We start from the raw sequence: 12,911 nt of genomic DNA, 5'->3' as shown, positions 1-12,911 counted from the left end.
TGTCCTTCTCCCCACCCGTCCTTCGCTCCGTCCCGTCCCTTCGTCCCCGCGTCCCTTCGTCCCCGCGTCCCTTCGTCCCCGCGCCCCCGCGTCCTCTCGCCCCCTTGTCCAGGTGGGCGCGGGGCGCGATCGTGGCCGCATGAGTGATCACGAAGTCGGGCAGGTCCGCCGGTTCTGGGAGGGGCTCGGGCTGCCCGGGCTGGTCGACGTGCACACGCACTTCATGCCCGAGCGGGTGCTGCGCAAGGTCTGGGCCTACTTCGACGCCCTCGGGCCGCTGACCGGCGGGGTCGAGTGGCCGATCACCTACCGGCAGGAGGAGGACGAACGCGCCGAGCTGCTGCGCCGGTTCGGGGTGCGGGCCTTCACCGCCATGCTCTATCCGCACAAGGCGGGCATGGCCCAGTGGCTGAACGACTGGGCGGTGGACTTCGCCCGCCGCACGCCCGACTGCCTGCACACCTCCACTCTCTTCCCCGAACCGGGCGTCGAGACGTACGTGCGCCGGGCCGTCGAGGCGGGGGTCCGGGTTTTCAAGGCGCACGTGCAGGTGGGGGCGTACGACCCGGCCGACGAGCTGCTCGACCCGGCGTGGGGCGTGCTCGCCGAGGCGGGGGTACCGGTCGTCATCCACTGCGGTTCGGGCCCGGCGCCCGGCAAGCACACCGGGCCCGAGCCGATCGCCCGGGTCCTGGCACGCCACCCGCGGCTGCGGCTGGTCGTGGCCCACCTCGGGATGCCCGAGTACGAGGACTTCCTGGACCTCGCCGAGCGGTACGGAGAGGTGCGGCTGGACACGACCATGGCGTTCACCGACTTCAGTGAGCGTCTCGCGCCCTTCCCGCGCCGGGCGCTGCCCCGGCTCGCGGACCTCGGCGACCGCGTCCTGCTCGGCACCGACTTCCCCAACATCCCGTATCCCTACCTGCATCAACTGCACGCCCTGGAGCGGCTGGAGCTGGGTGACGCGTGGTTGCGCGGGGTGTGCCACGACAACGCGGCCCGGCTGTTCGGGCTGCCGGAGAGCCGGGAGGGTTAAGGGCAGACATGCCCTGGGGCTGGCCGAGGTGCGGGCCCGGTGGGCACCGGTCCGTGGGTCCGTGCCACGCGGACGGTGCCCACCGGGCTCAGAGCGGGGCGACGAAGACGTGCGCGGCGGTCCGCGCCGGGAGCCGGGCGGTCCGGTCGCCGTTGCCGACCGTCACGCCGCCGGGCCACGGCCTGACGCTCACCACCGCGCCGGGCCGCACTCCGGCCCGCCGCAGGGTGGACAGCAGGCCGCCGTCGGCCTGGACCGGCTCCCCGATGCGCCGGACGACCGCGCTCACGCCGTCCGGCCCGGGGAGCAGGTCACCGAGGCTGACTGTGCTCCCGGCTGCGGCTGCGGCGGCGGCTGCGGCGGCGGACGGGCGCGGCGCCGCGGGGTTCGCCCCGCCCAGCTCCTCCAGGCCCGGGATCGGGTTGCCGTAGGGCGACTCGGTCGGGTGCCGCAGCAGGCGCAGCAGGCGGCGTTCGACGGCCTCGCTCATCACGTGCTCCCAGCGGCAGGCCTCGGCGTGGACCTGCTCCCACTCCAGGCCGATCACGTCGACGAGCAGGCACTCCGCGAGCCGGTGCTTGCGCATCACGCGCGTCGCCAGCCGCCTGCCCGTGTCGGTCAGCTCCAGATGCCAGTCGGCGGCGATCCGCAGCAGGCCGTCGCGTTCCATGCGGGCGACGGTCTGGCTCACGGTGGGGCCGCTCTGGTCCAGGTGCTCGGCGATGCGGGCGCGCAGCGGGACCACGCCCTCCTCCTCGAGTTCCAGGACGGTGCGGAGGTACATCTCCGTGGTGTCGATGAGCCTGGACACGCGGTGGGTCAGGCGGGGGTCTCGGCGGTGGCGGTCAGGAGCGCGCGGCCGAGGATGTGCCCGGCCATGGTGAAGCCGAGGACGGCCGGGGTGGCGTCGGCCGGGACGCCGATGGACTCGACGTCCAGGGCGTGCACCACCACGAAGTACCGGTGCGGGCCGTGCCCGGCCGGCGGCGCGGCGCCGATGTAGCGGGCGGCGCGGGCGTCGTTCGGGAGCTGGAAGGCGCCCTCGGGCAGACCCGCGCCACTGTCGTCGCCGGCGCCCTCGGGCAGCTCGGTGACGGCGGCCGGGATGTCGGCGACCGCCCAGTGCCAGAACCCGGACCCGGTGGGGGCGTCGGGGTCGTAGACGGTGACGGCGTAGCTGCGGGTGCCCTCCGGCGCGCCGCTCCACGACAGCTGCGGGGAGACGTCCTTTCCGCCCGGGACGCCGGAGGAGTGCTGCGCGGACGGCCAGGTGGCGCCGTCGGCGACGGTCGTGCTGGTGAGGGTGAAGGAGGCCGCCTCGGGGAGGCGGGCGAACGGGTCGTTGGCGCTCATCGCGTCGTTCCTTTCGGCCGGGCCGGTCCCTGTGGGCCGGCCGCTGTAATCGACCATAACACTGATAATCGATTATCCCAGCGATCGTCTATGCTGCCCTCATGACTCAGACCGGCCCCACGTCGCCCCTGCCGCCCCCGCCGACGGGCAAGCGGATGCTCTCCGAGCAGGTCTACGCACACCTGCGGGACGCGATCATGCGCGGCGACCACGCCCCCGGTGCCGCCCTCAAGCCGCAGGACCTCGCCAGGGAGCAGGGCGTGAGCCTGGCCGTGGTGCGCGAGGCCCTCGTGCGGGTGGTCGGGGACGGGCTCGCCGACCGGCTGCCCAACCGCGGATTCGCCGTCCCGGCCTACTCCGACCGGCGCTGGCAGGAGATCGCGGAGGCCCGCCGCACCATCGAGCCGGTCCTGCTGCGCATGTCCGTCGAGCGCGGCGACGTCGACTGGGAGGCCCGGGTGCGCGCCGCCCACCACCGGCTGTCCCGCACGCCCCCGTACACGCCGGAGGAGGGCGAGTACTACAGCGAGGCGTGGTCCGAGGCACACCGGCTCTTCCACCGCGCCCTGATGGAGGGCTGCGGCAACCCCGTGCTGCTGGAGACCTTCGACCGGCTGTGGACGGCGAGCGAACTGGCCCGCCGCTGGTCGACGCACCGCAATCCCGGCCGGGACGGCGTCGAGGAGCACCGCCGGCTGGAGGAGGCGGCGCTGGCCCGCGACGCCGACACCGCCACCGAGGTGCTGGTCCGGCACCTCACCCTCACGGCCGAAGGCCTGACCGCGCAGGGCTGAAGGGCGGCGGCGGAGAGCCGACGGGCGGTGGCGGGGAGCCGACGGGCGGTGTCCGCGCGGCGCCCGTGCGTTTCTCAGAGAAATCACAGGTTGGGGAAAGGGCCTTCTCAGAGCGTCCCGACAAGGTGACCGCTATGACCACGACCTCGCCCCAGGGGCGCACCGAACTGCTGAGGCCGGACGGGAGCCCCGTCCGGGTGCTTGTAGTGGACGACGAGCAGTCCATCACCGAACTGCTGTCCATGGCCCTGCGCTACGAGGGCTGGCAGATCCGCAGCGCGGGCGACGGCCACGGCGCCGTCCAGACCGCGCGCGACTTCCGGCCCGACGCCGTCGTACTGGACATGATGCTGCCCGACATGGACGGCCTGAGCGTGCTGGGGCGGCTGCGCCGCGACCTGCCGGACGTGCCGGTGCTGTTCCTGACCGCCAAGGACGCCGTCGAGGACCGGATCGCGGGGCTGACCGCGGGCGGCGACGACTACGTCACCAAGCCGTTCAGCCTGGAGGAGGTCGTCGCCCGGCTGCGCGGCCTGATCCGCCGCTCCGGCGCCGCCGACCGGCGCTCCGACTCCGTACTCGTCGTCGGCGACCTCACCCTCGACGAGGACAGCCACGAGGTCACCCGGAGCGGCGACGGCATCCACCTCACCGCCACCGAGTTCGAGCTGCTGCGCTTCCTGATGCGCAACCCGCGGCGGGTGCTGAGCAAGGCGCAGATCCTGGACCGCGTGTGGTCCTACGACTTCGGCGGCCAGGCCAACGTCGTGGAGCTGTACATCTCCTACCTGCGCCGGAAGATCGACGCGGGGCGCGAGCCGATGATCCACACCCGGCGCGGCGCCGGATACCTGATCAAGCCCGCGGTCTCGTGAGCGGGCGGCGACGACCGCGGCCGCGCACCCTGCGGACGCGGCTCGTCGTCGCGTCCGTGGCGCTGATCGCGGTGGTGTGCGCGGTGATCGGCACGGTGACGACGGTCGCGCTGCGCTCGCACTTGTACGAGCAGCTGGACGGACAGGTGCACGAGGTCGCGATGCGGGTGTCCGGTTTCGGGCCGCCGGGCGAACCAGGCCCCGGCGGCGGGGTGAAGCAGCGCGTGGACCTCGACGACTTCGTCACGCACGGCGGCCCGCAGCCGCGCGACACGATCGTCGCCGAGACGCGGGACGGCGCCGTCGTCGACGCCAAGTACGGCAAGAAGGACGACGAGAGCACGGACCCCAGCAGGACCACGGCGGTCTCCCTCGACGAGGCCCAGCGCACCGCGCTCGCCTCCGTCCCCCGGGACGGGGAGGCGCACACCGTGGAGATCCCCGGCCTCGGTGACTACCGCGTCGAGTACCACGACGGCTACTACGCCGCCCTGCCCACCTCCGACGTCGACGGCACCATCAGCACCCTGATCCTCGTGGAGGCCAGCGTCACCGCCGCCGGCCTCGTCGCCGCCTCCCTCGCCGGTGCCGTCATCGTCGGCGTCGCCACCCGCCCCCTGCGCCGGGTCGCCGCCACCGCCGGCCGGGTCTCCGAACTGCCGCTGCACGCGGGCGAGGTGAACCTCGACGAACGGGTCCCGGAGTCCGAGTGCGACCCGCACACCGAGGTCGGCCGGGTCGGCTCCGCGCTCAACCGGCTGCTCGACCACGTGCACGGAGCCCTGCACGCACGGCAGCAGAGCGAGACGCGGGTACGGCAGTTCGTCGCCGACGCCAGCCACGAGCTGCGCACCCCGCTCGCCTCCATCCGCGGCTACGCCGAACTCACCCGCCGGGGACGCGAACAGGTCGGCCCCGACACCCGGCACGCGCTGGGCCGCATCGAGTCCGAGGCCGGCCGCATGACCCTGCTGGTCGAGGATCTGCTGCTGCTCGCCCGCCTGGACGCCGGACGCCCGCTGGAATTCGGTCCCACCGACCTCGTACCGCTGGTCGTGGACACCGTCAGCGACGCCCGCGCGGCCGGTCTCGACCACACCTGGCGGCTGGACCTGCCCGAGGAACCCGCCCTGGTGTCGGCGGACCCGGCCCGGCTCCAGCAGGTGCTGGTCAACCTGCTGGGCAACGCCCGCAACCACACCCCGCCGGGCACGACCGTCACCGCGCGCGTGCGACGCGACGGGCCGTGGCTCTGCGTCGACGTGGTGGACAACGGGGCGGGCATTCCCGCCGAGTTGCTGCCGCGCGTCTTCGAACGGTTCGCGCGCGGCGACTCGGCACGGTCCCGTGCGACCGGCTCGACGGGCCTCGGGCTCGCCATCGTGCAGGCGGTGACGACCGCGCACGGCGGTGGCGTGACGGTGGACAGCGCGCCGGGCCGGACGGTCTTCACCGTGTACCTTCCCGCGGTCCACGACCGGTTCCTCCCCGCGGTCCACGACCGGTCCCTGTCCGCGGTCCACGCCCGGCCGGACGGGCGAGCGCACTCACAGGCGCAGCACAGCACCACCACACGGGTGCGACAGGGGAGTTGAGAAGAGTCGGTCGCATGCGAACCGACTCTTCTCCCGGCTCCCTGCCGGCGCGGGAGCACCTCCCGGCCGCAGGAGCCGGTACGCCTGTCCTGGACGTAGTGGTCCCCGTCTACAACGAGGAGAAGGACCTCGGGCCGTGCGTCCGGAGACTGCACGAGCACCTCAACCGGACGTTCCCCTACGCCTTCCGCATCACGGTCGCCGACAACGCCTCCACGGACGGCACCCCGCACGTCGCGGCCCGCCTGGCGGCCGACCTCGCGGCGGTCAGGTCGGTCCGGCTGGAGCAGAAGGGGCGCGGCCGGGCCCTCCGGACCGTCTGGTCGGCCTCGGACGCCCCGGTCCTCGCCTACATGGACGTGGACCTCTCCACCGACCTGAACGCGCTGCTGCCGCTGGTGGCGCCGCTGATCTCCGGCCACTCGGACCTCGCGATCGGCTCCCGGCTCGCCCGCAGCTCGCGGGTGGTGCGCGGGGCCAAGCGGGAGTTCATCTCCCGCAGCTACAACCTCATCCTGCGCGGCTCCCTCCAGGCCCGCTTCTCCGACGCCCAGTGCGGCTTCAAGGCGATCCGCCGGGACGTGGCCCAGGTACTGCTGCCACTGGTGGAGGACACCGGCTGGTTCTTCGACACCGAGATGCTGGTGCTGGCCGAACGCGCCGGGTGCCGGATCCACGAGGTGCCCGTCGACTGGGTCGACGACCCGGAATCCACCGTGCACATCGTGCGGACGGCGACCGAGGACCTCAAGGGCGTGTGGCGGGTCGGCAGGGCCCTGGCCACCGGTTCCCTCCCACTGGACCGGCTGGCCCGCCCCTTCGGCGACGACCCGCGCGACCGCGACCTGACCGGCGTACCGCAGGGACTGGCCCGGCAGCTCGTCGGCTTCTGCGTGGTCGGCGCCCTGTCCACCCTCTTCTACCTCCTCCTGTACAGCGGCTTCCGCCACTTCGCCGGCTCCCAGCTCGCCAACGCGCTCGCGCTGCTGGTCTCGGCGGTGGCCAACACCGCCGCCAACCGGCGGCTGACCTTCGGGGTGCGGGGCCGGGGCGGCGCCGTGCGGCACCAGGCGCAGGGGCTGGTCGTCTTCGGCATCGGCCTCGCGCTGACCAGCGGTTCGCTGGCGGCCCTGAGCGCGGCGACCGCCCACCCGGACCACTCCACCGAGCTGGCGGTGCTGATCGCCGCCAACCTCGCCGCCACCGTGCTGCGCTTCCTGCTCTTCCGCGCCTGGGTGTTCCCGGACGCGCCGCCCACGACCCACACGCCGGACCGGCACCTTCCGGACCCTCATACCCCGGACCCGCACCTTCCGGACCCTCATACTCCGGACCCGCAGCTTCCGGACCCGCAGCTTCCGGACCCGCACCTTCCCGACCCGCATCGCACCTGGAGCGACGCCCGATGACGACACACTACGACCCGACCACCCACGCCGACGGCACGCACACCCCCGTCGGCGAGGACGGGGGCCCGCCGTCCGCGGCGCCGCCCGCCCACCGGCAGCCCCGGCCTTCGCGGCGGTCCCGGCTCGGCCGGGTGTGGCGCGGCCGACCCGAGGACCCCCGCTGGGTACGCCCCGCCTTCCTCGGCCTCCTGCTGGCCACCGCCCTCCTCTACCTCTACAACCTGAGCGCCTCCGGCTACGCCAACTCCTTCTACTCGGCGGCCGTGCAGGCGGGCAGCCAGTCCTGGAAGGCGTTCTTCTTCGGCTCGCTCGACGCGGGCAACGCCATCACCGTCGACAAGCCCCCGGCCGCGCTGTGGCCGATGGCGCTGGCGGTGCGGATCTTCGGCCTCTCCTCCTGGTCGGTCCTCGTGCCCGAGGTGCTGATGGGGGTGGGCACGGTCGCCGTCGTGTACGCGGCCGTCCGCCGCCGGTTCAGCCCCGCGGCCGGACTGATCGCGGGCGCCGTGCTCGCGCTCACGCCCGTCGCCGCGCTGATGTTCCGGTTCAACAACCCGGACGCCCTCCTCGCCCTGCTGATGTCCGTCGCCTGCTACCTCGTCGTACGGGCGCTGGAGGACGGCCGGAGCAAGTGGCTGGTGTGGGCGGGCGTCGCGATCGGCTTCGCGTTCCTGGCGAAGACCCTCCAGGCCTTCCTGATCCTGCCCGCCCTCGCCCTGGTCTACGGCGTCTGCGCGCCGGTGCGGCTCAGGAAGCGCCTCGGCCAGCTCGCGCTGGCGACCGCCGCGATCGTCGTCTCCGGCGGCTGGTGGGTCGCGGTCGTCGAGCTGTGGCCGGCGTCGTCGCGCCCGTACGTCGGCGGCTCGCAGAACAACAGCTTCCTGGAGCTGACCTTCGGCTACAACGGCCTCGGCCGCCTCAACGGCGAGGAGACCGGCAGCGTCGGCGGCGGGGGCGGCCCCGGCGGCGGGAGCGGCGGGCAGTGGGGCGAGACCGGCTGGGGCCGGATGTTCAACTCCGAGATCGGCGGCCAGATCTCCTGGCTGCTCCCGGCCGCCCTGATCCTCCTCGTCGCGGGCCTCGTCGCCACGCGCCGCGCCGCCCGCACGGACGGCGCACGCGCGTCCTTCCTGGTCTGGGGCGGCTCGCTGCTGATGACGGCGGCCGTCTTCAGCTACATGGCCGGCATCTTCCACCAGTACTACACGGTGGCCCTCGCGCCGTACCTGGCGGCCGTGACCGGCATGGGCGCCGCGACGCTGTGGGAACGCCGCGAGCGGCCCTGGGCGTCGATCGCCCTCGCCGCCGCCGTCACGGCGAGCGCGGCCTGGGGATACGTGCTGCTCAACCGGACGCCCGACTACCTCCCCTGGCTGAAGGTGCCGGTCCTGGTCGGCGGCCTGGTCGCCGCGCTCGGGCTGGTCTTCGCGGGGCGGCTGGGGCGGCGGACCGCCCTCGCGGCGGCGGGCCTCGGGCTCGTGGCCTCGCTGGCCGCACCCACCGCGTACACGCTGAGCACGGTGCGGGAGGGGCACAGCGGCTCCATCGTCACGGCCGGTCCGGCCGGTGCGAGCATGGGCGGCGGCCCCGGCGGCGGTGGCCCCGGCGGTGGTGGCGGCCGCGGTGGTGGCGGCTTCCCGGGCGGCGGGAACGCCCCTGGTCAGGGGCAGGGCCAGGGCGGTCCCGGGGGCGGCGGCACCGCTCCGGGCGCCGGAGGCACCAACCAGAACGGCCAGGCACCGAACGGCCAGGCACCGAACGGCCAGGCACCGAACGGTCAGGCACCGAACGGCCAGAACGGCGGTCCGGCCGGCGGGCCGACCGGCGAGGGCGGCCGTATGGGCGCGGGCGGTGGCGGTATGGGCGGCCTGCTCAACGGCGCCGAAGTGGGCTCCGAGGCGAAGAAGCTGCTGGAGACCGATGCCGACGCGTACACCTGGGCCGCCGCCGCGATCGGCTCCCAGAACGCCGCGAGCTACCAGCTCGGCACCGGCGCCCCGGTGATGGCGATCGGCGGCTTCAACGGCACCGACCCGTCGCCGACCCTGGCCCAGTTCAAGAAGTACGTGGCGGACGGCCGGATCCACTACTTCATCGGCGGCGGTACGGGAGGCGGCATGGGCGGCGGCTCCGGCGCCGCGTCGCAGATCACCTCGTGGGTCGAGGCCGGCTTCAAGAAGGTCACGGTCGGCTCGGCCACCTTCTACGACCTCACCTCGCCGACGGACTGACCGCTCCGGACGAAGAGCTGTTGTACAGCGTATAGGAGTGCCCTATACGCTGTACAGCATGACGACGTCACCCCAGGAATCCGCCGAGGAAGGGGAACGGGAACGGGAATCCGCACCCCCGGTCCAGGGCCACCCGCAGCGCTGGCTGATCCTCGGCGTCATCAGCCTCGCCCAGCTCACGGTGGTCCTGGACAACACCGTGCTGAACGTGGCCATCCCCTCGCTCACCGACGAGCTGGGCGCGGCCACCTCCGACATCCAGTGGATGATCAACGCCTACTCGCTCGTCCAGTCCGGCCTGCTGCTCACCGCGGGCAGCGCGGCCGACCGGTACGGCCGCAAGAAGATGCTGGCCACCGGCCTCGCCCTGTTCGGGATCGGCTCGCTGGCGGCCGGACTCGCGGACACCACCGGCCAGTTGATCGCGGCGCGGGCCGGCATGGGCATCGGCGGCGCCCTGCTGCTGACCACCACGCTCGCCGTGGTCATGCAGATCTTCGCGCCCGCCGAGCACGCCAAGGCCATCGGTATCTGGAGCGCGGTCAGCGCGCTCGGCTTCGCCTGCGGGCCGCTGATCGGCGGCTTCATGCTGGACCACTTCTGGTGGGGTGCGATCTTCCTGATCAACCTGCCCGTGGTGGCCCTCGGCCTGGTCGCGGTCGTGACCCTGGTCCCGGAGTCGAAGAACCGGCAGGGCGACCGCCCCGACCTGCCGGGCGCCGTCCTCTCCACGGTGGGCATGGCCGCACTGGTCTACGCGATCATCTCCGGCCCCGGGCACGGCTGGACGTCGGGGCGGGTCCTGGCCACGGCCGCCGTCGCCGTGGGCGTACTCGCGCTCTTCGCCTACTGGGAGAGCCGCATCCCGTACCCGATGCTCGACCTCACCTTCTTCCGCGACCAGCGGTTCACCGGCGCGGTGGCCGGTCTCGTGCTGATCACCTTCGGTATGGGCGGTGCGCTGTTCCTGCTCACCCAGCACCTGCAGTTCGTGCTCGGGTACGGCCCGCTGGAGGCCGGGCTGCGGACGGCGCCGCTGGCCCTGACGGTGGTGCTGCTGAACTTCTCCGGGGTGGCGGCGAAGTGGCTGGCCAGGCTCGGCACGCCGGTGGCGGTGCTGCTGAGCATGGTGCTGATGGCGGCGGGCCTGGTGGCCATCGCCACGCTGACCGGTCACGGCTACGCCGGCACGCTGCTGGGGCTGCTGCTGATCGGCGTGGGGTGCGCGCTCGGCAACCCGGCCATGGCGCACGCGCTGATGAGCGCGATCCCGCCGGCCAGGGCCGGGGTCGGCGCGGGCGTCAACGGCACGCTGGCCGAGTTCGGCAACGGGCTGGGCGTGGCCGTCCTGGGCGCGGTGCTGACCTCGCGGTTCGCGGCGCTGGCCCCCGTCGCGGCGACGTCACTCCCCGCGGCGCTGGCTTCGGCGCGGGGGGAGGGCGAGCGGGGGCGGGTGCTCGACGCGTTCTCCTCCGGAGTGGAGAGCAGTCAGTTGGTCGGGGCGGTGGCCGTGTTGCTGGGCGGGGTGGTGGCGGCGGTGTTGTTGCGGCGGGCGGAGCGGGTGGGCGCCTGAGAGCTCGGGTTGCGGGCAGTTGTGCGGCGCCGTTGTGGCTGGTCGCGCCCGCGCGGCGGAGCCGCATATCGTCACGCCCCGCGCCCCTGAGGGGGCGCCTAGCATGACCGGTGATGGTGAGAGCGAGGCAGGTGCGCATGGCGAAGGCAGGGCGGGAGGGGCCGCGGGACAGCGTGTGGCTGTCGGGGGAGGGGCGGCGCGGCGGGCGCCGTGGGGGGCAGCCGTCCGGGCTCGATCGGGACCGGATCACCGGGGTCACCGTCCGGCTGCTGGACGCCGAGGGCCTGACGGGGTTCTCGATGCGCCGCCTGGCCGCCGAGCTGAACGTCACCGCGATGTCCGTGTACTGGTACGTCGACACCAAGGACCAGCTGCTCGAACTCGCCCTGGACGCCGTCTTCGGCGAGCTGCGCCACCCGGACCCGGACGCCGGGCTCGACTGGCGCGCGGAGCTGCGGGCCCTGGCCCGGGAGAACCGGGCGCTGCTGGTGCGCCACCCCTGGTCGTCCCGGCTGGTCGGCACCTACCTCAACATCGGGCCGCACTCGCTGGCCTTCTCCCGCGCGGTGCAGAACGTCGTGCGCCGCAGCGGGCTGCCCGCGCACCGCCTGACCGGCGCCATCTCCGCCGTCTTCCAGTTCGTCTACGGCTACGGCACCATCGAGGGCCGCTTCCTCGCCCGGGTGGCGGACACCGGGCTGAGTCCGGAGGAGTACTTCCAGGACTCGATGACCGCGGTGACCGAGGTGCCGGACACCGCGGGCGTCATCGAGGACGCGCAGGACATCATGGCGGCCCGGGGCGGCGACACCGTGGCGGAGATGCTGGACCGGGACTTCGAGTTCGCCCTCGACCTGCTCGTCGCGGGCATCGACGCGATGGTCGAACAGGGCTGACCGACCGGCGTACGGCCGCCCACCCCGGCGTACGGCCCGCGGACACGCGCCCTAGTCGTCCGCCGCCGGCCGCGCCGGGAAACCGCCCGTCGCCACCGGTCCCCACCTCTCCGGTGTCACCCGGACGATGGACTTGCCCTGCTTGACCATGGCCTGCCGGTACTCGTCCCAGTCGGGGTGCTCGCCGGAGATGTTGCGGAAGTACTCCACGAGCGGCTCCACGGAGTCCGGCGCGTCGATGACCTCCGCGGTGCCGTCGATCTGGACCCACGGGCCGTTCCACTCGTCGCTGAGGACGATGAGGCTGACCCTCGGGTCGCGGCGCGCGTTGCGGGTCTTGGCCCGCTCGGGGTAGGTCGAGACGACGATCCGGCCGGCGTCGTCGACCCCGCAGGTCAGGGGCGAGCCCTGGGGGCTGCCGTCGGCCCGCCGGGTCAGCAGGACCGCCCGGTGCCGGGGGCGTACGAAGTCCAGCAACTCGTCCAGCGGGACACGGGTGTTCGTCGCGATGTTCGGTGCCATGCCGCCAGCCTAGGCCGCCGTGCCGCTCCCCGCCGTTCCGCTCCCGGCCGTCCCGCTCCCGGTGCGCAGCGCCTCCGCGAGGTGGTCGTGGACCGGCACGTCGCGGCGCAGGCCGGAGAGTTCCAGAACGCGGCTCGGTACGCCCTTCGGGACGGCCACCACGCGCAGCAGCACGTGGTCGGGCAGCCGGCGGCGTACGGCCGCGACGAGGCGGACGCCCTGGGAGTCCATGAAACTGGTCGGGGAGAGGTCCAGGACGAGCAGGCGCAGCCCGTCGGAGCGCTGCTCCACGGCGGTCGTGATCAGGGGCAGCAGCCCCGCGGCATTGCAGAAGTCGATCTCGCCGGGCATCGCGAGCACGACGCACCCGGGTGGTTCACACGGCTCACACGGCTCGCAGGGCTGGGGGAGGAAGGTCACAGCACTCACCTGACAGACGTCCGTCGGGCTTCCGGCCGGGCCGCTTCCTGACCCGGTCCCCATTGCACCACGCGGGCGGGCGGCGCGGAAGGCGCGCCGCCCGCCCCGCCCCGGGGGGCCCCCCGCCCGCGGGCCCCCGGGACCAGCACCCCACCCCCCACCCAAAAAGGGTTTAGGGCAGGGGGCTGACGGGGGGGGGTTTGT

Annotated in this window: 12 protein-coding genes; 8 read left to right on the top strand and 4 right to left on the bottom strand. The window is 73.7% G+C overall.

Annotation, left to right across the window (positions count from 1 at the left end; genetic code table 11):
• The first annotated feature begins 139 nt into the window (after window positions 1-139).
• Window positions 140-1,039 carry an amidohydrolase family protein gene (locus ACFV9J_RS26730; protein WP_385357900.1) on the top strand — a complete coding sequence of 300 codons (900 nt, stop codon included), beginning with the start codon at window positions 140-142 and terminating at the stop codon, window positions 1,037-1,039.
• Between the two features lie 88 nt (window positions 1,040-1,127).
• On the opposite strand, the gene ACFV9J_RS26725 is transcribed toward ACFV9J_RS26730, so the two are convergent.
• Window positions 1,128-1,850, bottom strand: coding sequence for a metal-dependent transcriptional regulator (locus ACFV9J_RS26725; protein WP_385357897.1), 723 nt, complete (start codon window positions 1,848-1,850; stop codon window positions 1,128-1,130).
• Between the two features lie 8 nt (window positions 1,851-1,858).
• The gene (locus tag ACFV9J_RS26720) at window positions 1,859-2,392 is read right to left on the bottom strand and encodes a YbhB/YbcL family Raf kinase inhibitor-like protein (RefSeq protein WP_385357894.1); all 534 of its coding nucleotides are present in this window, start codon (window positions 2,390-2,392) and stop codon (window positions 1,859-1,861) included.
• Between the two features lie 101 nt (window positions 2,393-2,493).
• On the opposite strand from ACFV9J_RS26720, the gene ACFV9J_RS26715 reads away from it, so the two are divergent.
• The 7 genes from ACFV9J_RS26715 to ACFV9J_RS26685 all read left to right on the top strand — a co-directional run bounded on the left by ACFV9J_RS26715 (window position 2,494) and on the right by ACFV9J_RS26685 (window position 11,765).
• Window positions 2,494-3,186 carry a GntR family transcriptional regulator gene (locus ACFV9J_RS26715; RefSeq protein ID WP_385357891.1) on the top strand — a complete coding sequence of 231 codons (693 nt, stop codon included), beginning with the start codon at window positions 2,494-2,496 and terminating at the stop codon, window positions 3,184-3,186.
• Between the two features lie 134 nt (window positions 3,187-3,320).
• Window positions 3,321-4,061 (top strand): response regulator transcription factor, encoded by a 741-nt coding sequence (locus ACFV9J_RS26710; RefSeq protein ID WP_030863629.1) that lies wholly within the window; start codon window positions 3,321-3,323, stop codon window positions 4,059-4,061.
• The gene (locus tag ACFV9J_RS26705; RefSeq protein WP_385357887.1) at window positions 4,058-5,656 is read left to right on the top strand and encodes a sensor histidine kinase; all 1,599 of its coding nucleotides are present in this window, start codon (window positions 4,058-4,060) and stop codon (window positions 5,654-5,656) included. The genes ACFV9J_RS26710 and ACFV9J_RS26705 overlap by 4 nt, the downstream gene beginning before the upstream one ends.
• Before the next feature lie 14 nt (window positions 5,657-5,670).
• On the top strand, window positions 5,671-7,065 hold the full coding sequence (locus ACFV9J_RS26700) for a glycosyltransferase (protein WP_385357884.1): 1,395 nt from the start codon (window positions 5,671-5,673) through the stop codon (window positions 7,063-7,065).
• On the top strand, window positions 7,062-9,296 hold the full coding sequence (locus ACFV9J_RS26695) for an ArnT family glycosyltransferase (protein ID WP_385357881.1): 2,235 nt from the start codon (window positions 7,062-7,064) through the stop codon (window positions 9,294-9,296). Before ACFV9J_RS26700 ends, ACFV9J_RS26695 begins: the two co-directional genes overlap by 4 nt.
• A gap of 58 nt (window positions 9,297-9,354) precedes the next feature.
• On the top strand, window positions 9,355-10,869 hold the full coding sequence (locus ACFV9J_RS26690; protein ID WP_385357878.1) for an MFS transporter: 1,515 nt from the start codon (window positions 9,355-9,357) through the stop codon (window positions 10,867-10,869).
• A 137-nt stretch (window positions 10,870-11,006) separates the two neighbouring features.
• Window positions 11,007-11,765: a TetR/AcrR family transcriptional regulator gene (locus ACFV9J_RS26685; RefSeq protein WP_385357875.1), complete on the top strand. Its 759-nt coding sequence runs from the start codon at window positions 11,007-11,009 to the stop codon at window positions 11,763-11,765.
• 51 nt (window positions 11,766-11,816) lie between these two features.
• Here ACFV9J_RS26685 and ACFV9J_RS26680 read toward each other — a convergent pair whose 3' ends face one another.
• Entirely contained in the window at window positions 11,817-12,287 is a 471-nt protein-coding gene (locus ACFV9J_RS26680; protein ID WP_385357873.1) for a PPOX class F420-dependent oxidoreductase, read from the bottom strand.
• Window positions 12,288-12,296: 9 nt separating this feature from the next.
• Window positions 12,297-12,707, bottom strand: coding sequence for an STAS domain-containing protein (locus tag ACFV9J_RS26675; RefSeq protein WP_385357870.1), 411 nt, complete (start codon window positions 12,705-12,707; stop codon window positions 12,297-12,299).
• Window positions 12,708-12,911: the final 204 nt, after the last annotated feature.

The sequence above is a fragment of the Streptomyces sp. NPDC059906 genome, assembly GCF_042730645.1.
GTDB classification, from domain to species: domain Bacteria; phylum Actinomycetota; class Actinomycetes; order Streptomycetales; family Streptomycetaceae; genus Streptomyces; species Streptomyces rubrogriseus.
The sequence above is the reverse complement of the archived record's forward strand: the minus strand, read 5'-3'. Positions and strand labels throughout refer to the sequence as shown.